Below are 26,834 nucleotides of genomic sequence, written 5' to 3' on the forward strand. Positions count from 1 at the left end.
CCCAGAAGCCACAGCAACAGGGCCTCCGGTATCCACACCTGTGGACGTTGTGAGAGCATCGAACGGTCGATTGGTCGGCCCGCCGACCGGTCCGTCCGCCTCATCCGAAGAATGGACTCGCCAGTGACCCGCCACTCGCTCAGGAACTCTTTCAGGACCCTTGGCCTCGGTGCCGTCGCCGCCGTGGCCGTGTCACTGGCGGTGCCCGCCTCCGCGAGTGCCCAGTCACTGGACGAGTTGGGTCGGCCGACCGAGCCCGTGTTGCAGGCCATCGAGAACCTCTCCGAGCAGCAGTGGATCCCCGAGGAGAGCCGGGGCACCATCGCGCGCCTCGTCGGCTTCTTCCGCGGTTCCGGCGAGCCCGGCACGCCGATACCCGAGAACGGTCCGGTGATCGCCCAGTTCGCCTACCCGACGATCATGGAGAACTGCATCGACGGTGAGCAGACCGCCGTCGGGGCGGCCACCGCCGTGCCGGGCCCCGCCGGCCTCCCCCTGCCCGGCATCCCGGGCGGCCAGCTCGGCTTCGTCTTCACCGCCCTGGGCACCGAGGGCGTCGCACCCCAGCAGGTACAGCCCATGACCGTGGACTGGTTCAACATCAACAACGGTCGCCGTGGCACCACAGTGCTCAGCTACAACGGGATCAACGAGGGCGGTCCGGCAACCCTCAACGGTGTCGCCGACACCGGTCAGGGCCAGGTGCTGATGCTCCTGCAGGGCGGCGTCACCACCACCCTCGCCGGTGGCGGGACGTCCAACTGTGTCTCCCTCCCGCTGGTGGGCAGCGCGTTCGTCCCGTGACCACCGGCGGCGTGGAGCCCGACCGGCTCCACCCCGACATGAGCAAGGCCCGTCTCGCCCTCGCCGGCGGCGGGCCTCTCGTCGTTCTCACGGGTGCCGGTATGAGCGCCGAGAGCGGGGTGCCCACCTTCCGCGACGCCCAGACGGGGCTGTGGGAACGCTATGATCCCACCGCCCTCGCCACACCGGAGGCCTGGAGCCGTGACCGGGACACCGTATGGGCCTGGTACCGCTGGCGCGAGCACCTCGTCGGGGCCGCCGAGCCCAATGCGGGCCACCGCGCGATCGCCCGGGCCGCCGGGGACCGCAGTGTGACGGTGGTGACGCAGAACGTGGACGACCTCCACGAACGGGCCGGGTCCGACGAGGTCCACCACCTCCACGGCAGCCTCTTCGCCCACCGGTGTGACCGGTGTGGGACGCCGATCGCGGCGGGGCCCGCGCCGACCGGGCCCGTGGGTCGGCTCGCCCCGCCCGGGTGCCCCCGGTGTGAGGGACGGGCCAGACCGGGAGTGGTCTGGTTCGGGGAGATGCTCCCGCAACAGCCCTGGGACGCCGCGGTATCCGCGATCTCCGCCGCCTCCGCGGTCCTCGTCGTCGGGACCTCCGGCCTGGTCCATCCCGCCGCGTCGCTCCCCGGCATCGCCGCCGACAACGGCATCCCGGTGGTCGAGGTCAACCCCGGCCCGTCCGGCCTCGGACGAGAGGCGGCCGTCCACCTCCGGGCCACCGCCGGAGAGGCACTCCCGATGCTCCTGGCGCGCTGACCGCGGACCCACCGCGCCGGGGCCGCGTCCGAGGTCACGGATTCGGCGCGGCAGACCGACGGCCGCGCTAGCGTGTGCGCAGCGAGGACCGCCACCGCGGCGTTCCCGCCTCCCCTGCGCACGGGGAGTACACCACCGGAGGTCAGCTCATGTCCGACTCGTCTCCCACCACCCCGTCCCCCACCACCCCGTCCGGCACGGCGGTGATCGCAGCCGAGTTGATCGGCACCTTCTGGCTGGTCCTCGGAGGGTGTGGAACGGCGGTGTTCGCCGCCGTTCAGGTCGCCACCGCCGACACCGGAGACGTCCCCGTGGGCGTCGGTTACCTCGGTGTCTCCCTGGCCTTCGGCCTGACCGTCCTGACCGGCGTATACGCGTTCGGCCACATCTCGGGCGGGCACTTCAACCCGGCCGTGACCGTCGGCGCCGCGATCTCCGGCCGCCTCCCCTGGGCCAAGGCCCCCGTGTACATCGTCAGTCAGGTCGTCGGCGGTCTGCTCGCGGGGGCGCTGATCCTGGTGGTGGCCACCGGCAAGGACGGGTTCGAGGCCACCGGACACATGGCCGCGAACGGCTACGGTGCCAATTCACCGGACGGATACGGGTTGGTCTCGGCCCTGATCATCGAGGTCGTCCTGACCGCGATCTTCGTCTGGGTGATCCTCGGTGCCACGGATCGCCGGGCCCCGGTCGGCTTCGCCCCCGCGGCGATCGGTCTCACACTGACGCTGATCCACCTCATCTCGATCCCGATCACCAACACCTCCGTGAACCCGGCCCGCTCGACCGCCGTGGCGTTCTTCAACGGCGACGGCGCCGTCGGCCAGCTGTGGCTCTTCTGGTTGGCCCCGATCCTCGGCGCCCTGATCGCGGGCTCTCTGTACGGTCCCCTGTTCGGCGAGCGGGTGAAGGTCGAGCGGGTCACGCCGGGCACCGCGGTCTGACGACCCGGGGTACACGGCGAAGGGCCCGCGGGATCATCTCCCACGGGCCCTGCCGTCACTCCGACGTTCCGCGGTCAGCGCCTCGGCTCGTCGCGGTGGGTCCGGCCCAACACCTTGTCCACGATGCCCGGTTCCTCCTGCGGGTGGGCGGCCTGATCGGCGCCCTCCGGGTGACGCCCGGTCTGGTGATCGCCGACGGCTCGATCGCCGACCCCGCGGTCATCGGTCACTGACCCGCGGTCGCCCGCGGTGGCCGCACCGGTCTCGTGGGTCCCGTGGGTCCCGTGGATACCGTGGGTCTCGTCGGTCCCGACCCCGGAGCCCTCGTCGGACCTGGAATGCCGACCACCGGCGTCACCGGTCGTGCCCCCTGTCAGTCCCCCGGCGCCGGCAGTGGTGGCACCGCCGGACGAGGCGACACCGCCGGTCCCTGCAGCTCCGCCTCGCCCGTCGACGCGGGCGGAGTCATCCGCGGCCCCGCCGCGGTCCCCGGCCGGGCCGGGAGCATCGGCTCGGTGCTTGGGATCGAGCTTGTCGGCGTGCTGCTCCATACGGCGCACGTCCTGACGCTGCTCGTCGACCACCGAACGGTGCTGGTCGGCCTCCGACCGCAGTCGATCGGCCTCGGCCGCCTTCGCCTTGGCCTCCTGCTCGGCGGCACCCGCACGATGTTCCTGTTCACGAGCGACGGAGTGCTGACGTTCCAGCTGCTGCTCCCGCTCACGGGCGTCCTTGCGCAGTTCTGCGGCCTCGCCGAGCTTCTTTCTGTTGTTGTTCCTGACGGTCAACGCGATAAGCGCGATGATCAAGACCACTGCGACCACCCCGATGATGATCCAGATGATGGGGTCCATAACTGCCTCCGATTTCAGGGGTCACATCTCATCGGAAACGTAACCCCCCTCCAGACCACCTGCCACCGGTCGGCGCGCGGCCACCGCCCGCGCGGACGCCGCGAGCGTGGCGATCGGGGGCCCGTCGTGGACCTCGTCCTAGTGGGCGCTCCGCGGCAACAGGCCGGCCTCGCGGGCCTCGCGACTCAGCCGTTCACGGTGATCCGGATGGGCGATCGTGATGAGCGCGGCAGCCCGGTCGGACACCGACCGGCCCCTGAGCGTGGCGATCCCGTACTCGGTGACGACGCTCTCGATGATGTTCTTGTGGGTGGTGACCGGACTTCCGGGCGTCAGCGAGAGCGTGATGCGACTGATGCCCCGGGAGGTCTGGGACGGCGTGACGATGAATCCGTGGCCACCGGGAGAGAACCTGCAGCCCCTCGCGAAGTCCGCCTGGCCACCGGCCCCGGACCAGTACCGCCCCCCGATCGTCTCCGACGCCGCCTGCCCGTAGAGGTCGACCTCGCTCGTGGCGTTGATCGAGTGGAGGTTGTGCTCCTGTCCGATCACCCGCGGATCGTTGACGATGTCCACCGGGAGCATGGCGACCGACGGGTTGTTGTGCAGCCAGTCCATGAGCTTCTGCGACCCCACCGCGAAGGTGGTGACGTGCTTGAACGGCCTGCCGGTCTTCCGCGAACCGTCGATGACGCCGGCGTCGACGAGGTCCATCACCCCGTCCGACAGTGCCTCGGTGTGGATCCCCAGGTTCTCGTGCCCGGTCAGCCGCGACAGGACCGCGTTGGGTAGTTTGCCGACGCCCAGTTGCAGGCAGGCGCCGTCCGGCACCCGCTCGGCGATGACGTCCGCGATCGCGTTCTCGATATCTCCGGGCACCGGGGGCTCGATGGTGATCATCGGGACGTCGTTGCGCGTCACGCCCACGACCTGGGAGATGTGGATGTGGTTGCGGCCGAAGGTCCGCGGCATGTTGGCGTTGACCTCGACGAAGAACGGCACCTGCCCGATGAAGGACGCCACGTAGTCGGCGTTGGTGCCCATGGAGAAGAACCCGTGCTCGTCGATCTCGGAGACCGTGGTGACGGCGAGACCGGGTGGGGTGAACTCACGAAGGGTCGCCGGGACCTGCGCGAAGTCCACCGGGACGAGGTCGCACCTGCCCTCGTGGAAGTTCTTCCGCGAACCGGGGCCGAGGAAGTAGTCCACGTGGCGGAGCCTGCCCGGGTAGGCGCCCTCCATGAACGGCAGCGACTCCCAGGGATCCATGTGGTGGATCGTGACGCCGGTGAACCCCTCGGCGCCCGCGTCCAGTGCACGCAGCAGCGCCGGGGGCGCGGCGTTCTGGATAGGCGAGACGATGTGCATCCCCGGGGTGACGTGATCGAGTACCGCCTCGGCGGGTAGCTCCTCGTAGTGGATGTCCTTCATCGCGGTCGCTCTCCAGTGGTCGGGGATGGTGCGGGATCTCCGCCGGGCAGGCGGGTCACGACAGGGCCGGGATGACCTCACGCTCGAAGAGCTCGAGTCCCGAGGTGTCGGTGGCGATCTCGGGGAAGTAGAAGACGCCGTACGTCATCCCCAGGCCCTCGAGGCCGCGGAGCTTCTCCACGATCTGCTCGGGCGTACCCACCGCGGGCAGGTCCCGGTACGCGCCGAGCTGCCGCTCCGCCTCGTCGGCCCCGACGTGGCGGGCCATCCTGTCGCGGAGGAAAGCCAGCCTGTCGGTCACGTCCTTCTCCGTCTCCCCCACCGCCACGTTGTAGTTGGCGGTGCGGGTGATCTCGGACGGGTCCCGGCCCACGTCGGCGCAGTGCCCCAGGAGGACCTCCGATTTGTGGGCGAACCCCTCGGGGCTGCCGTCGAAGTTGGTGTAGTCGGCGTGGCGGGCGGCGATCCTGAGGGTCTTGCGTTCCCCGCCGCCGGCGATCCACATCGGGATGCCGCCGTCCTGCAGTGGGCGGGGCTGCACGATGGCGCCGTCGATCCGGAAGTGCTCGCCGTCGAGCGACACGATGCCGTCGGCCCACGCCTCCAGCATGATTCGCACCCCTTCGTCGAGCATCGCGATCCGCTCACCGGCGGAGGGGAACCCGTAACCGTAGGCCCGCCACTCGTGCTCGTACCAGCCGGCGCCGATCCCCATCTCGACACGTCCGCCGGAGATGTGGTCGACGGTCGAGGCCATCTTCGCCAGCAGTGCGGGGTTCCGGTATCCCAGGCACGTACACATCTGGCCCAGACGGACGCGGGAGGTCACCGCGCCGAGGGCGGACATCAGACTCCACGCCTCGTGCGTGGCTTCCCCGGTGGTCAGTGGGGCGGTGTGCATGTGGTCGTACACCCACAGCGACTCCCACCGGCCCGCGTCGGCGCGGGTGGCCAGGTCGGAGATGACCGACCAGTGGTGGGCGGGAGGGACGTCGACCAGATCGAGTCGCCATCCCTGGGGCAGGAAGAGTCCGAAGCGCATGACCCGACACTAGCGCCGGCGGGCACCGTGGGAGAGCCTGTCACCTGCTGCCGGAGAGCCCGGGGTCCTCGGGCGACCACCGCGCGGGTCCGTTCCGTACCGGGTCAGGCGGTGGAGAGGACCGCGCTACGGTCCTCGGACTCGTCCTCGCCGTCGAAGTACAGCGCCACGTATCGACCCGCGACCTCGGCGACCTGCATGTCCATGTCATACACCAGCCGCAGGACCTCGGTGCGCATGATCTGCGCCGGGGTGCCGTCGGCCACGATCACACCGTCCTTCATGGCGATGATCCGGTCGGAATAGGCGGCGGCGATGTTGATGTCGTGGATCACCAGCACGATGGTCTTGTTCCGCTCCGCGGCGGTCCTGCGCAACAACCGCATGATCGAGGTGGCGTGGCGCAGATCGAGGTTGTTGAGCGGCTCGTCGAGCAGGACGTAGTCCGTGTCCTGCGCGAGGACCATGGCGATGTGCGCGCGCTGGCGCTGACCGCCGGAGAGCTCATCCAGGTACCTGTCGGCGAAACCCTCCAGTTCCATCGCCGTCAGGGCGTACTCGACGTGCTCGGCGTCCCCCGGGGTGGGCCGCCCCCCGTTGTGCGGGAACCTGCCGAAGGCCACGAGCTCGCGGACCGTGAGGCGGATGGACACCGCGTTCTCCTGACGCAGAACCGCGAGACGCCGGGCCAGCTCACGCCCACCGTTGGCGGACACGTCGACCCCGTCGACGAGGACGTGTCCCGACTCGGCGTCCTGGAGCCGGCTCATGACCCCCAGCAACGTCGACTTCCCGGCGCCGTTGGGACCGATCAGCGAGGTGACGCCGCCCTGGGCGAAGCACGCCGTGACGTCGTGGAGGACCTGCGTGTCCCCGTATGACGAACACACCGCGCTGGCCTCGATACCGCACTCGGTCGACCCCTCCGTAGACCACCGGGGCGCACTGGCTCGGTCGCCACGGCGGCGGAACGGGAGAAGGGACATGATGTGCCTCTTTCGTCAGCGTGCGCGGTTGGTCAGGAGCAGGAACAAGAACAGCAGGCCACCGACGAACTCGATGACGATGCTCAGCGCCGACTCCACGCCGAGGGCGCCGAGCACCATCTCCCCACCGGCCAGGGCGATCACGCCGAGGAGCGAGGCGACGGGCAGGGTGAAGCGGTGGAGGGTGGTTCCCAGGAGGGCATAGGCGGCGTTCGCGACGATGAGCCCGAAGAACATCACCGGGCCGATCAGGGCCGTGGAGGCGGAGACCAGGAAGGAGACCACCACGAGGACCACGATCGTCACCCGGCGGTGGTTCACGCCCAGGGCGACCGCCGGGTCACGGCCCAGCAGCATCACGTCCAGCCTGCGACCGAGCGCCGCGACCACGACCAGACCGGCGGCCACGATGAGTCCGCACGCGACGAGGACGTCCAGTTGAACTCCGCGGAAGCTGGCGAACATGGCGTCCTGGACCTGGAGGTAGGCGGCCGGGTCGAGGAGTCGCTGGAAGAACGAGGAGATCGACCGGAAGAACACCCCGAACACCACGCCGACCAGCAGCAGCAGGTGGATGTCGGTCCGGCGTCCACCGAGCAGCCAGAGGTAGAGCGCGGTCGAGGCCACCACCATGAGCGCGGTCTGCCCCAGGAATCCGGAGAGGCCGCCGCTGATCAGGCCGCCGGCGATCGCCTCGGGTCGCGGGACCATGAAGAACACGAACATCGTCTGGATGAGCAGATACAGCGAGTCGAAGCCCATGAGCGCCGGGGTGAGGATCCGGTTCCCGGTGACGGTCTGGAACAACACCGTCGACACGCCCACGGCCATGGCCACCAGGACGATCGCCACGGCATGGCGGGTCAACCGGTCCAGCGAGTAGTGCCACGCCCTGGAACCGACGGTCTCCGGGAGGCCCGTCAGGACCAGTGCGGCCAGCGTCGCGACCGCCACGGCAGCGCACACGATCGCCACCAGCCGGCGGCGTCTGCGGTCGGACTCCGCCCGGGTCCGGATGCCCGAGAACCTGTCCGGCGGGGTGACGAGAATCGAGGCCTCAGCCATTGCGCACCCCCCGGAGCATCATCGCCAGGAACACCGCCCCGCCGATGATCCCCACCAGGGTTCCCACGGGGATCTCCCCCGCGCCGGCGGATCCGCCGGCGAGGAGTCCCGGCAGAGACCGTCCGACCATGTCGCAGACGAGTACGGTGACCGCACCCAGGAGAGCCACGAGCGGGAGACCGCGTCGCGCGTCGTCGCCGACGAGCCTGGAGACGACGTTGGGAACCACGAGTCCGAGCAGCGGGAGGGCACCCACGGTGACGACGACGACGGCCGCGACGGCGGCCACGATGGACATGCCCAGTGCGACGACCGTGCGGTGATCCAGACCGAGACCGGTGGCCACGTCCTCCCCCAACCCGGCCACGGTGAACCTGTCCGCCGTGACGTAGGCGAGTACTCCCAGGACGGCGACCAACCAGAGCAGTTCGTACCGCCCGGCGAGGACCGCGGAGAAGTCGGCGAGCATCCAGGCGTTGAGCATCTGCAGCAGGTCGCGGGACAGGGCGAGGAATGCCGCCACGGCCCCCACGACGGACCCGAGCATGATCCCGATGAGCGGCACGATGAAGGAGTCGGAGACCGCGACCCGCCGGATGCACGCGAGGAACAGCGCGGTGCCGGCGAGGGCGAACACCATGGCGACGATCATCTTGATGACGATCGGCGCGCCCGGCGCGAGGATCGCCACCACGACGAGGCCCAGTCCGGCGGACTCGACCGTTCCGGCCGTCGAGGGCTCGACGAAGCGGTTCCGGGTCAGCAACTGCATCAACAGACCCGCGATCGCCAGGGAGGCCCCGGCGAGCGCCGCCGCCGCGGTCCGGGGCAGGCGGGCCTCGACCAGGTAGACGCGGTGTGCCTCGGAGAGGCCACCGGTCAGTACATCCCACACCGTGATGTCGGCCGCTCCGACGAAGACGCTGGCGAACAGCGCCACCACGAGTGCGGCCACGCCGAGAGCCGGCCACGGCATGCGCTGCCGTGGCCGGCTCTCCAACACGGTGGTGGTCACGACCGGATATCTCCGGGCGTCAGGAGACGGCCGAGTCGATCTCGGCGATCATCGCGTCCAGGACACCGAGGCCGCCACCGACGAGGTACCAGTTCTGCCCGTCGAGCATGTGGACATTGTCATTGGCCGCGGCAGCGGTCCGGTTGAACAGGGGGTTGTCCAGAAGCGCGGAGGCCGCCTCGCCCTCGGCTCCGATCGCCGCGTCACGGTCGATCACGAACACGTGCTCGGGGTCGAGCTCGGCGATCTGCTCCCAGCTCAGCGGTGCACCGTGCCTGCCCTCGGCGGCGACGTCGCCGGCGGACTCCATCCCGAGCTCGTTGAAGATGATGTCGAAACGGGTCCCGGGGCCGTAGGCGGTGACCTTGCCTCCCGAGGTCATCAGCACCAGTGCCGTCCCGGCGTTCTCGGCCTTGGCGCGGGTCTCGGCCACCTTCTCGTCGATCTCGTCGAGCTGCTCCGCCGCCTCGTCCTGGACGCCGAACAGCGCGGCGATCTCCTCCACCTTGGCGCGGTTGGAGGCGACCGTGTCGGAGGTGTCCGGATCACCCGCGATCACCTGGTCGGAGATCTTGGCGAACTCGGGCTCCATCGCCTCGGTACGGGCACCGAACAGGATGAGGTCGGGGCCGAGCTCGGCGATGACGTCCATCTTCGGCTCCTTGAGGCTGCCGACGTCGGCATACTCGTCGCTCGCATAGGTGTCGAGCGCATCCGGGAACACCCCGGTCTTGGGCAGGCCCACCACACGGTCCTCGAGATCCAGCTCGTCGAGGGTGTCGGCGGCCGCATGGCTGGTGAGGACAACCCGGGTGGGGCCTTCACCCTCGGCGCCACCGGACTGCGCGTCCGAGCTGCCGCAGGCCGTGAGCGCACCGCCGGTCAGAGCAAGGGCGGCGGCCGCGGCGACGATCTTGGGGAATCGGTTCACTGTCTCTCCAGGGGCTGAATCAGTAGTAATCAGTAGGTAAGGCTCACCTTAACCACCCTGGGGGCGTCAGGGCAAAACTAAGGTGTGGCTTGCCTCAGGACCTTTGACTGTCAGCGCCGTGGCGACCGTGTGGCTGTCAGCGCCGTGGCGACCGTGCTGCGCGCATGGCCACGGGTCCCGGGCGGGGGTACGATCGCGGCATCGTCGGCCCGGTCCGGTGCGCCCGGGGTCACGTGCGTCCTGTGCGACTCGTCCCGGTGACAGCAGGGCCCCGCGGCGAGAAGGCCCGGCGTGAAGGAGGCCCGGTATGCCCACCGCAGAGGTCCGGAGGGCGATGCGCGTCCAGGAGCGTCGCCGGTTCCTCCCGACGGAGGTCGCGGACGACCACCGCCACGACGCGCCGCTGCCGATCGGCTTCGGGCAGACCAACTCCCAGCCCTCCACCGTCGCGGACATGATGACCCTCCTCGAGCCGTTCCCCGGGATGCGGGTCCTCGACGTGGGGTCCGGCAGCGGCTGGACAGCGGCGATCCTCGGCGAACTGGGTGGGCCGGAATCCGCGGTGTTCGCGGTCGAGCTGGTGCCGGAGCTTGTCGAGCGGTCACGCGCGGCCATCACCCAACCCTGGGTCCGGGTGCACCGGGCCCGGCCCGGCGTACTGGGCCTACCGGAGTTCGCCCCCTTCGACCGGATCCTCGTCTCGGCGATGGCCGACGCCCTCCCGTCGGAGCTCGTCGACCAGCTGGGCGCCGACGGCTTGATGGTCGCGCCCTGGCGGGACGTCATGCACCGGGTGCGGCTCACCAGGGGGGAGCCCGAGGTCACCGACCACGGTGGATACCGCTTCGTCCCTTTACTACACACCCGATTCCGACCTGCGCAATAAGGCGATTATCCTGGACGGAAGTGTTACCCGCCTCTCAGATCCAGGAGCGTCAATGCCCGAGTTCGTCTATGAGGATCTCCTCCCGGTCGGTGCGGACACCACCGAGTACCGCCTCCTGACCACCGAGGGTGTCTCCACGGTCGAAGGCCCGGACGGCACGACCTTCCTCCGCGTGGACCCCGAGGCGATCCGGCTGCTCACCGAGACGGCCATGCACGACATCTCCCACTACCTGCGCCCGGACCATCTGGCCCAGGTGGCCAAGATCCTCGACGACCTCGAGGCCAGCGACAACGACAAGTTCGTGGCACTGGACCTGCTCAAGAACGCCAACATCGCCGCCGGTGGCGTGCTGCCGATGTGCCAGGACACGGGCACTGCGATCGTGAAGGGCGAGCGCGGCCAGCACGTCCTCACTCCCGGGCCCGACGAGCAGGCCGTCGCCCGGGGTGTCTACGACGCGTTCACCCGCCTCAACCTGCGCTACTCGCAGAACGCCCCCATCACCATGTGGGACGAGCGGAACACCGGCAACAACCTCCCGGCTCAGATCGAGATCGGTGCCGACACCACTCCCGGCCACGAGAACAGCTACAAGTTCCTCTTCATGGCCAAGGGCGGCGGCTCGGCCAACAAGTCGTTCCTGTACCAGGAGACCAAGGCGATCCTCAATCCCGAGCGGATGATGCAGTTCATCGAGGAGAAGATCCGCTCGATCGGGACCGCCGCCTGCCCGCCGTATCACCTGGCGATCGTGGTGGGTGGTACCTCCGCCGAGTTCGCGGTCAAGACGGCCAAGCTCGCCTCGGCGCACTACCTGGACGAACTGCCCCGCGAGGGCGCCATGTCGGGCCGCGGATTCCGCGACGTGGAGCTGGAGGAGAAGGTCTTCGAGCTGACCCAGCAGATCGGGATCGGCGCGCAGTTCGGCGGCAAGTACTTCTGCCACGACGTCCGCGTGGTGCGGCTCCCCCGCCACGGGGCCTCGCTCCCCGTGGCGATCGCCGTCTCCTGTAGCGCCGACCGCCAGGCAAAGGCCAAGATCACCCCGGAGGGCGTGTTCCTCGAGCAGCTCGAGTTCGACCCCGGCCGGTTCCTGCCCGCCACCACCGATTCCGAGCTGGACGCCGCGACACATGGCGTGTCCGGGACGGGCAAGGGCGCGGCCGTGAGGGTCGACCTCAACAAGCCCATGCCGGAGATCCTCGCCGAACTGAGCAAGCACCCGGTCAAGACCCGCCTGTCCCTCACCGGTCCGCTGGTGGTGGCCCGCGACATCGCCCACTCCAAGATCAAGGAGCGGCTCGACGCCGGCGAGGAGATGCCGCAGTACCTCAAGGACCACCCGGTCTACTACGCCGGGCCCGCCAAGACCCCCGAGGGCATGCCGTCGGGTTCGTTCGGCCCCACCACCGCCGGCCGCATGGACTCCTACGTCGAGCAGTTCCAGGCCGCTGGCGGTTCCATGGTCATGCTGGCCAAGGGAAACCGCTCCAAGCAGGTCACCGACGCCTGCGCGACCCACGGCGGCTTCTACCTGGGCTCGATCGGCGGCCCCGCCGCGCGACTGGCCCAGGACTGCATCAAGCACGTCGAGGTGATCGAGTACGAGGAACTCGGCATGGAGGCGGTGTGGAAGATCGACGTGGAGGACTTCCCCGCGTTCATCGTGGTCGACGACAAGGGCGAGGATTTCTTCGCCCACACCGGCGAGGTCACGCTGACGGTGGGCAAGCGCCCGGGTTTGTGACCGACGTGGGTGGCCGCCCGGGGAGGCACTGTGATCAGACTCCCCGGGCGGCTGACTCCAGCGCGGCGACGTCGAGTCTGACCATGTCCAACATCACCGTGAAGGCCCGCGCGGTGGCTGCCTGGTCCCCCGAGCGCCACAGCTCGTACAGCAGTTCCGGTGCGACCTGCCACCGCACCCCGTAGCGGTCGATCAGCCAGCCGCACTGCACCTCCCGACCCCCACCGGCCAGCAGGCCGTCCCAGTAGTGGTCGATCTCTGCCTGGTCCGCGCATCGGATCTCCAACGAGATCGCGTCGGTGTACTCGACCCCGGGTCCGCCGTTGAGGGCGAGGAAAGCCCGTCCGTCGAGCTCGAACTCCACGGTCAGGACCTGGCCGGCTCTCGGCCCCGGGGTGTCGACCGGCGACTCGTCGACGGAGATGACACGGGAGTTCGGGAAGACCGAGCAGTAGAACTCCGCCGCCTCCTCCGCCTGCCCGTTCAACCACAGACACGTGACGAACCTCGACATGACGACCCCTCCTCCCGCCCCGACGGGTGTGTCCCGGATCCAGTGTCCACCCACCGCCGGCCTCGCGGAACACCCGCCGTGTCGCGATCCCGCAACGAAAGTCGCGTCCCCCGGCCCGCGACTAGAATCGGCGGGCATGAACAGGATCACGCGAGCCCTCGCCGCCGTCACCGTCGCGGCGGCCGCCACCGCCGGACTCTCCGCGTGCTCGCCGGACGGGGAGTCGGATGCGGACGGCACGACGGAGTCGTCACCGACCACGTCCGAGGTGATCACGACCACGAGCTCGACCCCCGTCCCCGGGCCAGCAGATTCCATGGTCGACCTCCCGGCCCCCGTGGCCGAACGCTGGAATGGCCTGGGCGGCGAGACCGGTGAGTTGGGCCGCGCGACCGGTCCCGCAACAGACGTAGAGGACGGATCCATCACCGAGTTCGACCGAGGGGCGATCGTCCTCACCCCTGCCGGGCGCGCCTTCGTGGTGCAGGGCGAGATCCTCACGGCGTACCGGGAGGCGGGCGGGCCCGGGGGCGAACTGGGCTTTCCCACCGCGGACGAGGCCACCACCGACGGGGGATGGATCTCCACCTTCGAGGGCGGGGTCATCACGTACCTCGACGGTGTCGCTGAGGTCCGGGCGAACTAGCCGGGAAATCGCCCTTCACCAGCCCTCGATCACCCGATCCCCGCGGATCCGGACGGGGGTGACAACGGGTTATCGGGGCATCGCGCGTCCCACCTCGGCGGGGCTATCGTCCTCACGTGAAGTCCACCCCGTCCCGCGCCGAGGCGCCGAATTCCCAGTCCCCCCTGCTGGGCACCGTGCCCGCCACCATGCTCATGGCCCTTGCCCTGGCCGGAGCCATCGGGCCGTTCGCGACCGACACCTACCTGCCCGCACTGCCACTCATCGTGGGCGAGTTCGGGGTCTCCGCCTCGGTCGCCCAGCTCACGCTGACCGCGTTCATGGTGTCGCTGGCCGTGGGTCAGCTCGTGATAGGACCCCTCTCGGACCGCATGGGCAGGCGCACCCTGTTGATCCTGGGTTCGGTCGGGACCGCGATCGCCGCCGTGGTGTGTGCGCTGGCCCCGTCGATCTGGGTACTGGTGCTGGGCCGGGTCGCCCAGGGGTTCTTCGGCGCCGCCGGGATCGTCCTGAGCAAGGCCGTCGTGGTGGACGTCGGTCGCGGCGCCGGTGTCGCCAAGGCGTTCGCGACCCTCATGGCTCTCCAGTCCGTGGCACCCGTGATCGCCCCGCTCGTCGGCGGTGCCGTGGTCCCGTTCGGCGGTTGGCGGGGCGTGTTCTGGCTGTTGGCCGGGCTGTCGGTGGTCACGGCGATCGGGGTCATCGCGGCCGTGCCCGAGACCCTGCCCCCCGACTCGCGCCGGACCGGGGGGTTCATGTCGACCCTGGCCGACATGCGGGTCGTGGCCACCCACGGGCCGTTCGTGGCCCGGGTGTCCGCGTTCGTGTTCACCTTCGGCGTGCTCTTCGCGTACATCTCCGCCAGCCCGTTCATCTACCAGGACATGGTCGGGCTCTCCCCCACCGCGTACTCGGTGGCGTTCACCGTCAACGCGCTGGGAATCCTGGCCTCAAACCTGGCCGGGGCACGCCTGGTCGGCAGGTTCGCACCGGAGAAGGTCATGCGCACCGGGGTCGCCGGCATGGTCTCGGCGATAGCGGTGCTCGTCGTCGTCGTGGTCCTCTCCCCCGCCGGCACCCTGGGACTCGCACCGGTCACCGCCGGATTGCTCCTGCTGACCCTGTCGATAGGGCTGATCCTGCCCAACGCGGCGGCGCTGTCCATGCAGGCCACCCAGGGGCACTCGGGATCCGGATCCGCGCTGCTCGGCGCGGCGCAGTTCAGCCTGGCGGCCCTGGTCTCGCCGCTGACCGGCCTCGCCGGCCCACACTCCGCCCTACCGATGCTCGTGGTGATGGGTTGCTGCGCGGCCCTGGTCGTGGTGGCGGTGGTGGCGGTGTTCAGCCGGCCAGTGCGCGCCACGTGAGAGCTGCGGCGAGCGCGCCGACGGCGTTGAACGCCCAGTGCAATCCGATCGGCGCGAGCAGGCTGCGGCTGCGTCGACGGAACCAGATGAACCCGGCGCCGGCCGCGGACGTCGCCGCCACCGCCAGCCCGATCCCCGCGACCTGACCGACAGCGCCCGTCCCGAACAGGTCCGCCAAGCCCGCGTTGCCGGCCGTGAGGCCCAGCGAGGACGTCACGTGCCAGAGTCCGAACGCCAGCGAGCCCACAACGAACACCCCGGTGGTGCCGAACACCCGCTCGGTCGCACCCTGAAGGATCCCCCGGAAGGCCAACTCCTCGGGGAGCACGGTCATCAGTGGGATCAGTACCAGCGCCGAGAACACCGCCATCCGCAGGTCGGAATAGCGCTCGGAGAGGAAGAACGGCCTGGTGGCCGGGATCAGACAACCGGCGGTCACCACTGCGGCCACGGCGACCGTCGCGGCGAACCCGTAGGCCAGGCCGCGGGGCATGTGGCGGACCGACAGTCCCAGTTCCGACCAGCACATCCCGCGCACCCTGACCACCACGACCAGTGCGAGGACCGACAGCGGGACGATCCACTCCCGGTTGGGCAGGCCCGAGAGAGTCGCGCCGAGGTTGATCCCCGCCAGGGCGGTCAGGACCCCGAGGACCCCCGCCAGCCCGCTGGTCCGGGTGCGGTCGGAACGAACGGTCACCTGGGGCGTCATCGGCTCGATGATACCGGGCGCGCGGGCCGTACCGGGGGTATGGTGACGGTCACGACCGACCCTCGAGGTGGTGTCCTACATGCCCGTGATGACGACCACGGCGTCCCGAGCCCTGACCGGCGCCCGTCGCCGGGCCGGACTGGTGGTGCGCTCGCGGATCGCCGGTGACGACGCCGCCGAGCGGCGGCAGCAGATCTGGCACTCCGAGGGCGAGCGCTGGAACTCACCCGGGGACGCGATCTGCGCGGTGCACGGAGACGCCTCGATGTTCGCCGCCGGCCTGACCGCCCTGTTACTGCAGTCGTTGCACCCGCTGGCCATGGCCGGGGTCGCCGACCACAGCGACTATCGCGGTGACCCCTGGGGCAGACTCCAGCGGACCTCGCAGTTCATCGCCACGACCACGTTCGGGACCGTCGCCGACGCCTCGGAGCTCATCCGGGCGATCAACGGCGTGCACCGGGCGGTGGTGGGCACCGACTATCGCGGCCGACCCTACGACGCACGGGACCCGCACCTGCTGCTGTGGGTGCACGTCGCCGAGATCTGGAGCTTCCTCGAGTGCCACCGTCTCTACGGGCGCACGCCGCTGTCGCCGGAACGGCGTGACGAGTACGTCCGACAGGCGTCGCGCACCGGGATCATGCTGGGCGCGAAGCGGGTGCCGACGACCGTCGCAGAGCTCGACGCCGCCCTGGAGGAGTATCGACCCGAGCTCGAGGCCTCGCCGGCCGCGCTCGACGCCCGGCACTTCCTGCTGAACGAGCCGCCGGTGGGATGGACCGACAAACCCGCCTACGCGATGCTCCGCGAGGGCGCCGTCGCGGCGCTGCCCCCCTGGGCCCGCATGACCCTCGGTCTACCCGACGGACCCTTCGGTTCCCGCGCGGCGGCCCTGCACCTCGGCCGGACCGGGGTGTCGACACTCAGATGGGTCCTCGACGCGGTGGAGGGCTGAGACACAGAGGACTGAGACCACAGAGGGCTGAGACCACACAGGGCTGAGACGACGCGGACGGCCGCACGGGGCTACCCTGTGACGATCCGACCCGGCACGGTTCGGCCGTCTCGTCGGCGGGGACCACTCCCGCCCGCCCCAGTGAGGTACTCATGGCCGGTGGTCTCGCCGCCCTTCTCGACGACATCGCCGTCCTGGCCCGGATGGCGGCCGCCAGTGCCGACGACATCGCGGCCGCATCCGGGCGCGCGAGCGTCAAGGCCGCCGGCGTGGTGGTCGACGACACCGCGGTGACCCCGCAGTACGTCCGCGACGTGGACCCGTCGCGGGAACTGCCCATCGTCCGCCGGATCGCCACCGGGTCCCTGGGGAACAAGGCGATCATCATCGTGTTGGCCCTGCTGCTCAGCCAGTTCATCCCGTGGATCCTCACCCCGATCCTCATGCTCGGTGGCGTCTACCTCTGCTACGAGGGCGCTGAGAAGGTGTGGGAGCGGGTCTCCGGCCACCATGAGAAGGCCACACCCGTCGTCGAGAAGGGCCCCGACGCGGAGAAGCGGATGGTCCGCGGGGCGGTCACCACGGACTTCATCCTCAGCGCCGAGATCATGATGATCGCGCTCAACGAGGTCGCCGACGAACCGTTCTGGTCGCGGGCGGCGATCCTGGTGGTGGTGGGGCTGTTCATCACCGCGCTCGTCTACGGCGTGGTCGCGGTGATCGTCAAGATGGACGACATCGGTCTCCACCTGGCCGGGAAGGACTCACCCGCCGCCCAGCGGTTCGGCAGCGGGCTGGTCAAGGCGATGCCGACCGTGCTCGAGGTGATCTCCTTCGTCGGGATGCTCGCCATGCTGTGGGTCGGCGGGCACATCCTGCTCGTGGGCCTGGACGAGCTCGGGGCCACCGCCCCGTACCACCTGGTGCACCTGCTGGAGGAGCCCGCCGCAGCGGTGGCGGGTGTCGGGAGCGTTCTCGGATGGCTGGTGAACACCGTGTGCTCGCTGCTGTTCGGGCTGGTCGTCGGCGCCGTGGTGGTGGCGATCGCGCACGTGATCCCGCGGCGACGGGGCGAGTCGGGGTCCGGGACCGCTGCCGCGGATACGGATGCGGATGCGGACGCCGCAGGGACCGGGCACTCGGAGCACTGATGCTGCTCACCGTGGGGCACGGGCGACTCGAGCGCGACGAGCTCGGCGGGCTGCTCACCGGCGCCGGGGTCGAACTCCTGGTGGACATCCGGCGCTTCCCGGGCAGCCGCGCCAACTCGGCCGCCGCCAAGGGCGCCGTCCCCGACCTCACCCGCGAGGTGGGGATCGACTACCGCTGGGAGGAGGATCTCGGCGGCCGCCGGACCCTCTCCGCGGAGCAGCGACGTGGCTCCCCCGACACGTGGTGGCGGGTCGAGGCGTTCCGCGCCTACAGCGCGTGGACCCGCACCCCCGGATTCCGCGCGGCGCTGGACCGGGTTGTCGAGGACGCGCACGTCCGTCGCACCGCCGTGATGTGCTCCGAGTCCGTGTGGTGGCGCTGCCACCGCAGGATCGTGGCCGACGTGACGGCTACGGTCCACGGCCTCGCGGTGGGGCACCTCATGCACACCGGGAAGATCACCGGGCACTCCCCGAGCGACGGCCTCCGGCTCGACACGACCGGTCAGCCGGTGTGGGACTCAGGCGTCACCTAGTCTCGTGGACATGGAACTCGCACCCGGCCTCGTCCCCGTCGCCGCCCTGCTCGGCACCTGGAGAGGTGACGGCGCGGGGTCGTATCCCACAATCGAGGACTTCTCGTACACCGACGAGGTCGTCTTCACCGACGTCGGCAAGCCGTTCCTGCACTATGTCCAGCGGTCGTGGAGTCCGGACGGCGCCCCGATGCACACCGAGACCGGTTACCTGCGCATCCCCGAGGTCGGCACCGCCGAGCTGATCCTGGCCCAGCCCATGGGACAGACCGAGCTCGCCGAGGGCACGATCGCGGCCGAGGCGGACACACTGGTACTGGAGTTGGAGGCTCAGGTCGCCAACAGCGCCACCGCCAAGCACGTCGCCGCCACCAGGCGCCGGTACGAACTCTCCGGGGACAGTCTGACCACCACGTTCGCCATGGCCGCCGTCGGGCAGCCGATGACCCATCACCTCCGCTCGGACATGCGGCGGGTCTGAACGCCATGGCCGGGAAGAGGAACGCCCGACAATCGGCGAACATCAAGGACGAGAAGGTCTACCAGGCGCTGCGCGATGACGGCGCGAGCAAGGAGAAGGCAGCCCGCATCGCCAACGCCTCGGCGGCGCGGTCCCGGTCCGACGTCGGGCGCGAGGGCGGGAAGGCCGGGTCGTACCAGGACTGGACCGTCGCCGAGCTGAGGGACCGTGCACGGGAGCTCGGAATCGAGGGTCGCTCGTCCATGAACAAGGACGAGCTGATCGAGGCACTGCGGGATCACTGAGCCGCGCGGACGTACAGCGGCGTGTGGCCCGGTCCGTCAGCGCGTCGCGCCTCCCCGCAACACCAGCCGGGAGAGCGAATCGAGCGCGAAGCCCAGGACGCCGATCACCAGGATCACCGCCATCACCTGGTCGTACGCGAGCTGGTCGCGGGCGTTGAGGATCTGGTAGCCCAGTCCCGAACGGACCCCGAGCATCTCGGCGGGGACGAGCACTATCCACGCGGTCCCCAGCGCGAGGCGGATTCCCCCGAGGATCGACGGGCGCACCGCGGGGATGACGACCCGGGTCAGGCGCTCCCACCCACTGGCACCCATCGTGCGCGCCACGTCGAGGTAGCCGGGATCCATCGCCTGCACGCCGGCGGAGGTCGAGAGCATGATGGGCCAGATCGCGGCGGCGGCGACCAGGAAGATCACCGGCTCGTTGCCGATACCGAACACGGCCACCGCGACGGGCGCCCAGGACAGCGGGGAGATCATCCGCAGGAACTGCACCAGTGGCCCGGCGACCGCCTCGGCCCGGCGGCGCAGCCCCAGCCACAGCCCGAGCGGGACGCCGAGGAGGGCGGCCACCGCGAGCCCGGCGACCAACCGGTAGAGACTCACCGCGGCGTCGGCGAACAGGACGCCGCGGTCGATGAGGTCGCCGAACCCGGACCAGGTGTCGATCGGCGACATCCCACCGATGACCGGGTCGTCGGTGACCCATCCCGAGGTGAGCAGAGCCCAGACCACCAGGCCGAGCAGGAGTCCGATGAGTCCGGCGCCCCATCGGGCGAGCAACCCGGACCCGGCGGCGTCCGGGCCCCCGGGTGGGCGACGTCGCCCGGTGGCCGACCGGGCGACGTCCGCGCCGTCTGCGGCCGCCGGATCCGTTTCCGGGTCGGGGATCGGGTGGGTGTGCGTCATCTAGATCAGCCGTTCGTGTCGGGTGAGAGAGGCTGGGAGACCGAGTGCGGCCGGCCCGCCGTGGCGGGCGATGGCAGCCCGGACGAACCGGTCGTCGACGAGGTCGGCGTGGACACCGGAAGGGTCCAGGCCGTCGAGGAAGCGGGTCTCGCCGTCGACGACCGTCTGCCGCATCTGCCGGACCAGTTCGGAGGTGAAGCTGGGGAACGGATAGGGGTGGAAGTCGATCCGCGGACGGTCGGGGCCGCCCTCCGGGTCCGGCACCGTTCCGGCCATGGCCACCTCGACGGCCTTGGGCGGCTGCGGTAGATAGCCCTTCCCGGACAGGATCGCGGCCGCGGCCGGACGGTCGGCCCGGATGTTCAGCTGCGCCGCCACCGCGGCGTCCACCAAGGCCTGGACCGTGTCGGGACGACTGTCGATCAGGTCGCGGTGGACCACGGTGACGCAGCAGGCGTGGTCGCGCCAGACCTGGTCGAGCAGCATGTGGAGTTTCCCGACGCCCTGGGCCACGGCCCCCGCGTTGAAGGGATCCGCGACGGTGAACGCCGAGATCGACCCGGTGGCCAGCGCGGGGATCATGTCGGAGGGACCCATGACCACCAGTTCCACGGTTCCACCGGACCTGCTGGGAGACGTCCGTGCGACCGGGGTCAGGCCGTTGGCCCGCAGGACCCGTTGAAGGAGCATGTTGTGGATCGACCACCAGCCGGGGATCGCCACCTGGGTACCGGCGAGTTCGCCGATGTCCGTGATCTGGGGGGCGACCGTGATGGCACCGCCACCGGTGTGGTTCCAGCTCACCACGGTCACGTCCGCGCCGATGACGTGCCGCAGCTGGACCGCCGACGGCATGAGCAGGTGGATGAGGTCCACCTGGCGGGTGAGGAACGCCTCCATGAGAGAGGACCACGAACGGAACAGCACGGGGCGTCCCACGAGGAGCTTCTGTTGTTCGTAGAGCCCGTCACCGTGCGCCACGAGCAACGGTGCGGCGTCGGTGATGGGCAGGTATCCGATCCGCAGTTCCTCGGTCGCCACGCCCCGAGGTGCGGTGGCGGCCGTCACCAGGGAACCGAGCGCGGTGGCTCCGCCCACGGCCCCGGCCCCGACGGCGAGGGCGCCTCCGGCGCGCAGGAGCGTTCGACGGTCGACTGTGAGGCGTGACGCCCCGGACTGATCTGCCATCGTCCGGGTGTCAGGCGGTCCGGTAGGAGGCCAGGATGCTCGCCCGGAGGTCCGGATCGGAGTCCGTGGTGCCGTGGGCCGGGTTGATCCAGTGGTCCTGGACCCGCCCCGTCGACCCGAGCAGGGCGATCCTCGACCCGACGACCAGTGCCTCGTCGACATCATGGGTCACCATCACCGTGGTCACACCGAGCTCGGCGGTCACACCCACGAGCCAGCGCTGAGACTCCGCGCGTGTGACGGGGTCGAGTGCGCTGAACGGCTCGTCGAGGAGGAGGATCTCCGGACGTGTCGCTGCCGCACGGACCACGGCGACACGCTGGGCCTGCCCTCCGGAGATCTGGTCCGTCCGGGCGTCCGCGAGTTCGGCGATCCCGAAATGCTCGAGCAACTCGTCCACGTGGGCGGTGTCGACGCGACCGCGCAGGGCACGGAAGCGTCCGCCCAGCGCGACGTTCTCCCGGACCGAGAGCCACGGGTAGAGCAGCGGCTTCTGGAACACGACCCCGTAGGAGTGTGCCCGCCCGTCGCCGCCGGCCTGCGATCCCAGGCGGAGTTCGCCTCCGGCCGGTTCCTCCAGCCCAGCGAGGAGCCGCAGGAGGGTGGACTTGCCGACCCCGGACGGACCCAACAGCACCAGGGACTCACCCTCGAGCACCGAGAGGTCGAGGTCGTCGAACAACAGCCGGCCACCGGGGAGTCGGTACCGCAGGCCCGTGACGCTGACCGTCACGGGACGCTCGAGGACACCGGCGGTCACGTGGTCAGCCCCAGCCTGTCGAGTTCCCACCGCAGCTGGGACTGCGACGGCGACTGGACGGGGAGGAACGCGGCCTCACGCATGCGACGGTTGGCGGGTGCGCCCTGTGCGTATCCCATGCCACCGCAGAGGATGGCCTCGAGACGCGTGGCGGCCGGGGCGATCTCCGCCCCGTCCAGGCGCAGCAGGAGGAGGTCGACGAGAGCGCCCTCTCCCGGCCGCGCCGCCAGACGGTGCAATTCCGAGTGCATGTGTTCGTGGCGTGCCGCCAGGGCGGAGTGTTCGTCAGCGGAGAACGCACCGAGTCCCTCGAGGCGGCCCTCGGCCTCCGTCACGGAGCGCGCCGCGACCCCCGAACAGAACGCGGCCTGGAGGACGAGGAACTGCGGACGCACGCCGGACAGGAAGTCGGCCAGATCCTCCCCGAGGACCTGCTCGTCGGGGACGACGACGCCGTCGAGACCGATCATGGTGGAGGCCGTGGCGTTGAGTGCCAGGAGGTCCGGGGCGTTCCGGATGTCCACACCGGGCGCCGACGCCTCGAAGGCCAGGACCAGACTCCGCCCGTCCTCCGTGTTGGCCGCGAGGACGATCGTGCTGTCCACGTAGACGTTGGACGCCCACGCTATGGGTCCGTCGATCCGGTACCCGCCGTCGACCGGCGCGGCCGTGATCGGGACCCTGCCCAGGCCGACCGCCTGGCGCTGGGCCGCCGCCATGCCGGTCACCCCGGGCCGCTCGCCCGAGGCGACGGCACGGTAGGTCCGCTCGGCGGCGTCCGACCGGTCCGCCGCGTGTCGGAGGTAGGCGGCGGTCATGCGCTGCGCCCACGCACCGAAGGCCACGGCCAGACTCTCGGTCGCCACGGCCTCGATGATCGTGGCGGCGACGGCGACCGGGGTGCGGTCGACGTCGAAGAGACCGAGATCGGCGAGTGCGGAGATGTCCTGCCGCAGGTCCGCGTCCCCGCGGTCCAGGGCGGACGCCCGGGCGGCGACCGAATCGACCACCGCGACGAGCGCCGAGGGGTCGACAGTGCCGAGGTCCCCGGCGGTGAGCCGGGCCCGCGGGGCTCCGAGGTCAGGGATGAGAGTGCCGGCCGTGGACCCGCTCATGCGAGCTCGTGCAGACGCGAGATGGGGGTGGAGACGATCTCACGCGCCCTGACGACGGCATCCGTGTCGGGTGCGTTGTAGAAGCACAGGCACTTGTCCGTGTCCTCGCGGACGTAGGTGCGCAGGAAGGAGACCTCGGGGATCTCGGCGTACTTGGGGGACTTCTCCTTCTTGCGTGTGAGGTAGGTGTCCATGTCGATCTCGGCGGGGATGTCCCACTCCACCAGGTAGCCGGCCTCGGGGCGGGCGGCCTTGATGGTCTCCAGATCGGTTCCCACCAGCCGGACCTGGGCGGGCTCGGTGACCTCGGCGGCGCCGATCGCGGACGCGTCCAGCGCGGGGGCCTCGGTGGCGCAGGCGCCGTCCGGGCCGTCGGCGAGCTCGACGATGGTGAACACGCGCGCGGCACCCTTGGTGATCTGCGTCTCGATGATCTCGGCACCGGACTCGGTGAGCGCACCGGCGATCGCGTCGATGAGCCCCGAGGGGTCGGCCTGCTGCTCCTGGGAGGGGGTGGTCTCGTATAGGAAGAGAGTCATTGAGGGTCCTTTCCGGGACGTGTCGATGTGCGTACGTTAGGGCAGAACAGACCGATCTGTCTATTTATTCCCCCGCCCCCGCACCCCCTCTCCGGAAGGCAGGGTTGTGAACACCGGGCCAACGAGATCGCGGCAATCCCGGCCCGCCACTACAGTCGTGTCATGCGCACCGTCCTCCACAGCAAGCTCGACGAGTTCTCCGACCAACTGGTCCGGTTCTGCGAGATGAACACCCGACTCCTCGATCTCGCCAGTGTGGCGCTCATCGAGGGGGACGAGGTCGCCGCCACCGAGGTGATCGACGGCGCGGCGGAGGTCGGGGATCTGCGTGAGGCCAGCGAGCAGCACGCGTTCGACCTGCTGTTGCTCGAGGCCCCCGTGGCCCGCGACCTGCGTCAGGTGGTCTCCGGCATCTACATCGTCGAGCACTTCACCCGGATGGCCGCCCTCACCGGACACATCGCGCGCGTGGCCCGCCGCCGGCACCCCAACCCCGTCATCCCCGAGCCCGTGGTCCCGGTGATCCGCGAGCTCGCGGAGAAGGACTCGGCCATGGCCAGGAATCTCGGGCTGTTGCTCCCCAACCAGGACGTCCGCCTCGCACTCTCACTCGACTCGGAGGACGACGCCGTGGACTCCCTCCACGCCGACCTCATGAGGCAGATCTCAGCCCAGGACTGGCCACACGGTTCGGTCGCGGCTGTGGACCTGGCCCTGCTCGCCCGCTACTACGAGCGATTCGCCGACCACACGGTCAGCATCGCCAACCGCATCGTCTACCTCGCCACCGGGGAGAGGCCCGAGGGCGGCTCGCTCTCCCACCTCGACGACGGCACCGTCCTCGACTGAACCGGCCCCGGGTTCGGCGGAGCGCCCCGGGGGCCGTGATACCCGGGGGCGGTGATACCCCGGCGGAGACCCGCCCGACGGGGATATCCTCGTCAGAACAGCTCTCCGACGTCAGGAGCCCGCCGTGTCCCGCCCGATCCACTTCGAGATCCACGCCTCCGACCCGGCCCGGGCGTGTGAGTTCTACGCGGCCGTCTTCGGGTGGAGCTACCAGGACTGGAGCGACTTCGCCGGCTCACCGTACTTCGGCGTCACGTCCGGTCCAGAAGACGAACCGGGCATCAACGGCGCGATCATGCAGCGCCACGGTGACGGTCCTTCGCCGGGCTCGCCCGTTATCGGCGCAGTCCTCACGATGGGTTGCGGGGACTTCGACGCCACCGCCCGCACGATCCTGGACGCCGGTGGGACCGTGGCACTGGACAAGCACGCCCTGCCGGGAATGGCGTGGCAGGGCTACTTCCTCGACACCGAGGGCAACGTGTTCGGTATCCACCAGCCCGACCCCGACGCGAAGTAGGGCGAACGCATGACCCGGGCGTGAGCCCGGATCATGCGTCGGTGGCCGTACCCTCCGTCGCGTGCCACCTGCTGCCGCCGGGCCTCACCGGCAGATCGCGCCTGTCGAGGCCGACTGCACGAGCTTGGAGTACTTGGCCAGGACACCGCGGGTGTAGCGGGGCGGGAGCGGCTCCCACCCGGCGCGACGCGCCTCCAACTCAGCCTCGTCGACCAGGAGGTCGAGCGTCCCGTCGGAGACGTCCAGGCGGATGCGGTCGCCGTCGCGGACCAGCGCGATCGGGCCGCCGTCCACCGCCTCGGGAGCGATGTGGCCGACACACAGGCCGGTGGTACCACCGGAGAACCGCCCGTCCGTCATCAGCAGCACGTCCTTTCCGAGGCCGGCTCCCTTGATGGCGCCGGTGATCGCGAGCATCTCGCGCATGCCCGGACCGCCCTTGGGCCCCTCGTAGCGGATCACCACGACGTCCCCGGAGGTGATCGTGCCGTCCTCCAGGGCGTCCATCGCGGAACGCTCCCGCTCGAACACGCGGGCCGTGCCCTCGAAGACATCGGAGTCGAAGCCGGCGGACTTGACCACGGCGCCCTCAGGGGCGAGTGAACCGTGCAGGATCGTGATGCCTCCGGTCGGGTGGATCGGCTGGTCCATCGCACGCAGCACCAGCCCGTCCGGGTCCGGCGGGGCGATGTCCGCGAGGTTCTCGGCGACGGTGCGTCCGGTGACGGTGAGGCAGTCGCCGTGTAGCAGCCCCGCATCGAACAGTGCCCTCATGACCACCGGCACACCGCCGATCCGGTCGACGTCCGTCATCACGTGCGCGCCGAACGGCTTGACGTCCGCGAGGTGCGGCACCTTCGCACCGATACGGGCGAAGTCGTCGAGGGTGAGCTCGACCTCCGCCTCGCTGGCGATCGCGAGCAGGTGCAGGACGGCGTTGGTCGATCCACCGAAGGCCATGACCACGGCGATGGCGTTCTCGAACGCCTCCTTGGTCATGATGTCCCGGGCGGTGATCCCACGACGCAACAACTCGACCACGGCCTCACCGCTCGCCTTGGCGTAGTCGTCGCGCCGACGATCCGGGGCCGGCGGGGACGCGCTTCCCGGGAGCGACATCCCCAGGGCCTCGGCGGCGCTCGCCATGGTGTTGGCGGTGTACATGCCACCGCACGCACCCTCGCCCGGACAGATGGCGCGCTCGATGGTGTCGACGTCCTCGCGGCTCATCAGACCGCGCGAGCACGCCCCGACGGCCTCGAACGCGTCGATGATGGTGACCTGCTTCTCCGTGCCGTCGGAGAGCGTCGCGAAGCCGGGCAACGTGGAACCCGCGTAGAGGAAGACGCCGGCCAGGTCGAGGCGCGCGGCGGCCATGAGCATCCCCGGCAGCGACTTGTCACAGCCGGCGAGCAGCACCGAGCCGTCGAGCCGCTCGGCGCTCATCACCGTCTCCACACTGTCGGCGATCACCTCGCGGGACACGAGGGAGAAGTGCATGCCCTCGTGCCCCATCGAGATTCCGTCGGACACCGAGATGGTGCCGAACTCGAGCGGGTACCCGCCGCCGGAGTGCACGCCCTCTTTGACCGCCTTGGCCAGGCGGTCGAGAGAGAGATTGCACGGGGTGATCTCGTTCCACGAGGAGGCGACGCCGATCTGGGGCTTGACCCAGTCGTCGTCCCCCATCCCGACCGCGCGGAGCATGCCCCGCGCGGCGGTCTTCTCGAGGCCGTCGGTGACGTCCCGGCTGCGGGGCTTGATGTCGACACCGTCGCGGGTGCCCGTGTGATCCGTCTTCTGCGTCATACCGCCACACTAGGCGGTGGA

Annotated in this window: 29 protein-coding genes; 14 read left to right on the plus strand and 15 right to left on the minus strand. The window is 70.1% G+C overall.

All coding sequences use genetic code 11. From position 1 onward, the window contains the following. Nucleotides 1-183 precede the first annotated feature (183 nt). The 3 genes from A6048_RS10265 (at nucleotide 184) to aqpZ (ending at nucleotide 2,515) form a co-directional block, all read left to right on the plus strand. Nucleotides 184-804, plus strand: coding sequence for an Rv1157c family protein (locus A6048_RS10265; RefSeq protein WP_235027504.1), 621 nt, complete (start codon nucleotides 184-186; stop codon nucleotides 802-804). 38 nt (nucleotides 805-842) lie between these two features. Beyond that, nucleotides 843-1,571, plus strand: coding sequence for an SIR2 family NAD-dependent protein deacylase (locus A6048_RS10270; protein ID WP_107749146.1), 729 nt, complete (start codon nucleotides 843-845; stop codon nucleotides 1,569-1,571). Nucleotides 1,572-1,720: 149 nt separating this feature from the next. Beyond that, nucleotides 1,721-2,515 carry an aquaporin Z gene (gene aqpZ, locus A6048_RS10275; protein ID WP_107749147.1) on the plus strand — a complete coding sequence of 265 codons (795 nt, stop codon included), beginning with the start codon at nucleotides 1,721-1,723 and terminating at the stop codon, nucleotides 2,513-2,515. Between the two features lie 74 nt (nucleotides 2,516-2,589). On the opposite strand, the gene A6048_RS10280 is transcribed toward aqpZ, so the two are convergent. The 7 genes from A6048_RS10280 to A6048_RS10310 all read right to left on the minus strand — a co-directional run bounded on the left by A6048_RS10280 (nucleotide 2,590) and on the right by A6048_RS10310 (nucleotide 9,839). Further along, the gene (locus tag A6048_RS10280) at nucleotides 2,590-3,369 is read right to left on the minus strand and encodes a hypothetical protein (protein WP_107749064.1); all 780 of its coding nucleotides are present in this window, start codon (nucleotides 3,367-3,369) and stop codon (nucleotides 2,590-2,592) included. A 138-nt stretch (nucleotides 3,370-3,507) separates the two neighbouring features. After that, nucleotides 3,508-4,800: an acetyl-CoA hydrolase/transferase family protein gene (locus A6048_RS10285; protein ID WP_107749065.1), complete on the minus strand. Its 1,293-nt coding sequence runs from the start codon at nucleotides 4,798-4,800 to the stop codon at nucleotides 3,508-3,510. Between the two features lie 55 nt (nucleotides 4,801-4,855). Further along, complete coding sequence (locus tag A6048_RS10290) at nucleotides 4,856-5,842, minus strand: LLM class F420-dependent oxidoreductase (RefSeq protein ID WP_107749066.1); 987 nt, start codon at nucleotides 5,840-5,842, stop codon at nucleotides 4,856-4,858. Between the two features lie 104 nt (nucleotides 5,843-5,946). Then, entirely contained in the window at nucleotides 5,947-6,828 is an 882-nt protein-coding gene (locus tag A6048_RS10295) for an iron ABC transporter ATP-binding protein (protein WP_107749067.1), read from the minus strand. A 15-nt stretch (nucleotides 6,829-6,843) separates the two neighbouring features. After that, on the minus strand, nucleotides 6,844-7,893 hold the full coding sequence (locus A6048_RS10300; protein ID WP_107749068.1) for an iron chelate uptake ABC transporter family permease subunit: 1,050 nt from the start codon (nucleotides 7,891-7,893) through the stop codon (nucleotides 6,844-6,846). Then, nucleotides 7,886-8,908, minus strand: a complete 1,023-nt coding sequence (locus A6048_RS10305) for an ABC transporter permease (protein WP_211310047.1) — start codon at nucleotides 8,906-8,908, stop codon at nucleotides 7,886-7,888. Before A6048_RS10305 ends, A6048_RS10300 begins: the two co-directional genes overlap by 8 nt. A gap of 19 nt (nucleotides 8,909-8,927) precedes the next feature. After that, nucleotides 8,928-9,839 (minus strand): siderophore ABC transporter substrate-binding protein, encoded by a 912-nt coding sequence (locus A6048_RS10310; protein ID WP_107749069.1) that lies wholly within the window; start codon nucleotides 9,837-9,839, stop codon nucleotides 8,928-8,930. 307 nt (nucleotides 9,840-10,146) lie between these two features. Between A6048_RS10310 and A6048_RS10315 the strand changes: the two genes are divergently transcribed. Together A6048_RS10315 and A6048_RS10320 are read left to right on the plus strand one after the other, a co-directional pair. After that, nucleotides 10,147-10,725: a protein-L-isoaspartate O-methyltransferase family protein gene (locus tag A6048_RS10315; RefSeq protein WP_107749070.1), complete on the plus strand. Its 579-nt coding sequence runs from the start codon at nucleotides 10,147-10,149 to the stop codon at nucleotides 10,723-10,725. A 52-nt stretch (nucleotides 10,726-10,777) separates the two neighbouring features. After that, nucleotides 10,778-12,475 carry a fumarate hydratase gene (locus A6048_RS10320; RefSeq protein WP_107749071.1) on the plus strand — a complete coding sequence of 566 codons (1,698 nt, stop codon included), beginning with the start codon at nucleotides 10,778-10,780 and terminating at the stop codon, nucleotides 12,473-12,475. A gap of 34 nt (nucleotides 12,476-12,509) precedes the next feature. Here the strand turns inward: A6048_RS10320 and A6048_RS10325 are convergent, their stop codons facing one another. Further along, on the minus strand, nucleotides 12,510-12,989 hold the full coding sequence (locus A6048_RS10325; RefSeq protein WP_107749072.1) for a VOC family protein: 480 nt from the start codon (nucleotides 12,987-12,989) through the stop codon (nucleotides 12,510-12,512). Nucleotides 12,990-13,125: 136 nt separating this feature from the next. Here A6048_RS10325 and A6048_RS10330 point away from each other — a divergent pair, with 136 nt between their 5' ends. Together A6048_RS10330 and A6048_RS10335 are read left to right on the plus strand one after the other, a co-directional pair. After that, nucleotides 13,126-13,635 carry an LGFP repeat-containing protein gene (locus A6048_RS10330; RefSeq protein WP_107749073.1) on the plus strand — a complete coding sequence of 170 codons (510 nt, stop codon included), beginning with the start codon at nucleotides 13,126-13,128 and terminating at the stop codon, nucleotides 13,633-13,635. A 116-nt stretch (nucleotides 13,636-13,751) separates the two neighbouring features. After that, the gene (locus tag A6048_RS10335) at nucleotides 13,752-15,002 is read left to right on the plus strand and encodes a multidrug effflux MFS transporter (protein ID WP_235027455.1); all 1,251 of its coding nucleotides are present in this window, start codon (nucleotides 13,752-13,754) and stop codon (nucleotides 15,000-15,002) included. Here A6048_RS10335 and A6048_RS10340 read toward each other — a convergent pair. Continuing rightward, nucleotides 14,977-15,714, minus strand: a complete 738-nt coding sequence (locus A6048_RS10340) for a CPBP family intramembrane glutamic endopeptidase (protein WP_107749074.1) — start codon at nucleotides 15,712-15,714, stop codon at nucleotides 14,977-14,979. The two genes, A6048_RS10335 and A6048_RS10340, sit on opposite strands and share 26 nt — an antisense overlap. 79 nt (nucleotides 15,715-15,793) lie before the next feature. Between A6048_RS10340 and A6048_RS10345 the strand changes: the two genes are divergently transcribed. The 5 genes from A6048_RS10345 to A6048_RS10365 all read left to right on the plus strand — a co-directional run bounded on the left by A6048_RS10345 (nucleotide 15,794) and on the right by A6048_RS10365 (nucleotide 19,124). Next, nucleotides 15,794-16,672, plus strand: coding sequence for an oxygenase MpaB family protein (locus A6048_RS10345; RefSeq protein WP_107749150.1), 879 nt, complete (start codon nucleotides 15,794-15,796; stop codon nucleotides 16,670-16,672). A 152-nt stretch (nucleotides 16,673-16,824) separates the two neighbouring features. Beyond that, a complete protein-coding gene (locus tag A6048_RS10350; RefSeq protein WP_107749075.1) occupies nucleotides 16,825-17,823 on the plus strand; it encodes a DUF808 domain-containing protein in 999 nt (332 codons plus the stop codon). Further along, a complete protein-coding gene (locus A6048_RS10355; protein ID WP_107749076.1) occupies nucleotides 17,823-18,359 on the plus strand; it encodes a DUF488 domain-containing protein in 537 nt (178 codons plus the stop codon). The genes A6048_RS10350 and A6048_RS10355 overlap by 1 nt, the downstream gene beginning before the upstream one ends. A 10-nt stretch (nucleotides 18,360-18,369) precedes the next feature. Continuing rightward, nucleotides 18,370-18,840 (plus strand): heme-binding beta-barrel domain-containing protein, encoded by a 471-nt coding sequence (locus tag A6048_RS10360; RefSeq protein WP_107749077.1) that lies wholly within the window; start codon nucleotides 18,370-18,372, stop codon nucleotides 18,838-18,840. Nucleotides 18,841-18,845: 5 nt separating this feature from the next. After that, nucleotides 18,846-19,124, plus strand: a complete 279-nt coding sequence (locus A6048_RS10365) for a DUF7218 family protein (RefSeq protein WP_107749078.1) — start codon at nucleotides 18,846-18,848, stop codon at nucleotides 19,122-19,124. Between the two features lie 36 nt (nucleotides 19,125-19,160). On the opposite strand, the gene A6048_RS10370 is transcribed toward A6048_RS10365, so the two are convergent. From A6048_RS10370 to A6048_RS10390, 5 genes are read right to left on the minus strand one after another with little or no spacing between them, the layout of a single operon-like run. Beyond that, the gene (locus A6048_RS10370) at nucleotides 19,161-20,033 is read right to left on the minus strand and encodes an ABC transporter permease (protein WP_342352588.1); all 873 of its coding nucleotides are present in this window, start codon (nucleotides 20,031-20,033) and stop codon (nucleotides 19,161-19,163) included. Continuing rightward, nucleotides 20,034-21,221 (minus strand): ABC transporter substrate-binding protein, encoded by a 1,188-nt coding sequence (locus tag A6048_RS10375; RefSeq protein ID WP_107749079.1) that lies wholly within the window; start codon nucleotides 21,219-21,221, stop codon nucleotides 20,034-20,036. A 10-nt stretch (nucleotides 21,222-21,231) separates the two neighbouring features. Then, a complete protein-coding gene (locus A6048_RS10380) occupies nucleotides 21,232-21,933 on the minus strand; it encodes an ABC transporter ATP-binding protein (protein ID WP_372450569.1) in 702 nt (233 codons plus the stop codon). Nucleotides 21,934-21,977: 44 nt separating this feature from the next. Beyond that, nucleotides 21,978-23,096, minus strand: coding sequence for an acyl-CoA dehydrogenase family protein (locus tag A6048_RS10385; RefSeq protein ID WP_235027393.1), 1,119 nt, complete (start codon nucleotides 23,094-23,096; stop codon nucleotides 21,978-21,980). Then, nucleotides 23,093-23,635, minus strand: a complete 543-nt coding sequence (locus A6048_RS10390) for a DUF4242 domain-containing protein (RefSeq protein WP_107749081.1) — start codon at nucleotides 23,633-23,635, stop codon at nucleotides 23,093-23,095. Before A6048_RS10390 ends, A6048_RS10385 begins: the two co-directional genes overlap by 4 nt. Before the next feature lie 162 nt (nucleotides 23,636-23,797). Between A6048_RS10390 and A6048_RS10395 the strand changes: the two genes are divergently transcribed. Together A6048_RS10395 and A6048_RS10400 are read left to right on the plus strand one after the other, a co-directional pair. Then, nucleotides 23,798-24,484: a phosphate signaling complex PhoU family protein gene (locus tag A6048_RS10395; protein WP_107749082.1), complete on the plus strand. Its 687-nt coding sequence runs from the start codon at nucleotides 23,798-23,800 to the stop codon at nucleotides 24,482-24,484. 124 nt (nucleotides 24,485-24,608) lie between these two features. Continuing rightward, a complete protein-coding gene (locus A6048_RS10400; RefSeq protein ID WP_107749083.1) occupies nucleotides 24,609-25,004 on the plus strand; it encodes a VOC family protein in 396 nt (131 codons plus the stop codon). Nucleotides 25,005-25,088: 84 nt separating this feature from the next. On the opposite strand, the gene ilvD is transcribed toward A6048_RS10400, so the two are convergent. After that, the gene (ilvD, locus tag A6048_RS10405; RefSeq protein WP_107749084.1) at nucleotides 25,089-26,813 is read right to left on the minus strand and encodes a dihydroxy-acid dehydratase; all 1,725 of its coding nucleotides are present in this window, start codon (nucleotides 26,811-26,813) and stop codon (nucleotides 25,089-25,091) included. Between the last annotated feature and the right edge of the window lie 21 nt (nucleotides 26,814-26,834).

This window comes from Dietzia psychralcaliphila, assembly GCF_003096095.1.
Taxonomy (GTDB): Bacteria; Actinomycetota; Actinomycetes; order Mycobacteriales; family Mycobacteriaceae; genus Dietzia; species Dietzia psychralcaliphila.

Coding starts and splice junctions, on each gene's coding strand:
- A6048_RS10270 (WP_107749146.1), top strand. CDS start 843: ATGAGCAAGGCCCGTCTCGCCCTCGCCGGCGGCGGGCCTCTCGTCGTT.
- aqpZ (WP_107749147.1), top strand. CDS start 1,721: ATGTCCGACTCGTCTCCCACCACCCCGTCCCCCACCACCCCGTCCGGC.
- A6048_RS10280 (WP_107749064.1), bottom strand. CDS start 3,369: ATGGACCCCATCATCTGGATCATCATCGGGGTGGTCGCAGTGGTCTTG.
- A6048_RS10285 (WP_107749065.1), bottom strand. CDS start 4,800: ATGAAGGACATCCACTACGAGGAGCTACCCGCCGAGGCGGTACTCGAT.
- A6048_RS10290 (WP_107749066.1), bottom strand. CDS start 5,842: ATGCGCTTCGGACTCTTCCTGCCCCAGGGATGGCGACTCGATCTGGTC.
- A6048_RS10295 (WP_107749067.1), bottom strand. CDS start 6,828: ATGTCCCTTCTCCCGTTCCGCCGCCGTGGCGACCGAGCCAGTGCGCCC.
- A6048_RS10300 (WP_107749068.1), bottom strand. CDS start 7,893: ATGGCTGAGGCCTCGATTCTCGTCACCCCGCCGGACAGGTTCTCGGGC.
- A6048_RS10315 (WP_107749070.1), top strand. CDS start 10,147: ATGCCCACCGCAGAGGTCCGGAGGGCGATGCGCGTCCAGGAGCGTCGC.
- A6048_RS10320 (WP_107749071.1), top strand. CDS start 10,778: ATGCCCGAGTTCGTCTATGAGGATCTCCTCCCGGTCGGTGCGGACACC.
- A6048_RS10325 (WP_107749072.1), bottom strand. CDS start 12,989: ATGTCGAGGTTCGTCACGTGTCTGTGGTTGAACGGGCAGGCGGAGGAG.
- A6048_RS10330 (WP_107749073.1), top strand. CDS start 13,126: ATGAACAGGATCACGCGAGCCCTCGCCGCCGTCACCGTCGCGGCGGCC.
- A6048_RS10340 (WP_107749074.1), bottom strand. CDS start 15,714: ATGACGCCCCAGGTGACCGTTCGTTCCGACCGCACCCGGACCAGCGGG.
- A6048_RS10345 (WP_107749150.1), top strand. CDS start 15,794: ATGCCCGTGATGACGACCACGGCGTCCCGAGCCCTGACCGGCGCCCGT.
- A6048_RS10350 (WP_107749075.1), top strand. CDS start 16,825: ATGGCCGGTGGTCTCGCCGCCCTTCTCGACGACATCGCCGTCCTGGCC.
- A6048_RS10355 (WP_107749076.1), top strand. CDS start 17,823: ATGCTGCTCACCGTGGGGCACGGGCGACTCGAGCGCGACGAGCTCGGC.
- A6048_RS10360 (WP_107749077.1), top strand. CDS start 18,370: ATGGAACTCGCACCCGGCCTCGTCCCCGTCGCCGCCCTGCTCGGCACC.
- A6048_RS10365 (WP_107749078.1), top strand. CDS start 18,846: ATGGCCGGGAAGAGGAACGCCCGACAATCGGCGAACATCAAGGACGAG.
- A6048_RS10370 (WP_342352588.1), bottom strand. CDS start 20,033: ATGACGCACACCCACCCGATCCCCGACCCGGAAACGGATCCGGCGGCC.
- A6048_RS10375 (WP_107749079.1), bottom strand. CDS start 21,221: ATGGCAGATCAGTCCGGGGCGTCACGCCTCACAGTCGACCGTCGAACG.
- A6048_RS10385 (WP_235027393.1), bottom strand. CDS start 23,096: ATGAGCGGGTCCACGGCCGGCACTCTCATCCCTGACCTCGGAGCCCCG.
- A6048_RS10390 (WP_107749081.1), bottom strand. CDS start 23,635: ATGACTCTCTTCCTATACGAGACCACCCCCTCCCAGGAGCAGCAGGCC.
- A6048_RS10395 (WP_107749082.1), top strand. CDS start 23,798: ATGCGCACCGTCCTCCACAGCAAGCTCGACGAGTTCTCCGACCAACTG.
- ilvD (WP_107749084.1), bottom strand. CDS start 26,813: ATGACGCAGAAGACGGATCACACGGGCACCCGCGACGGTGTCGACATC.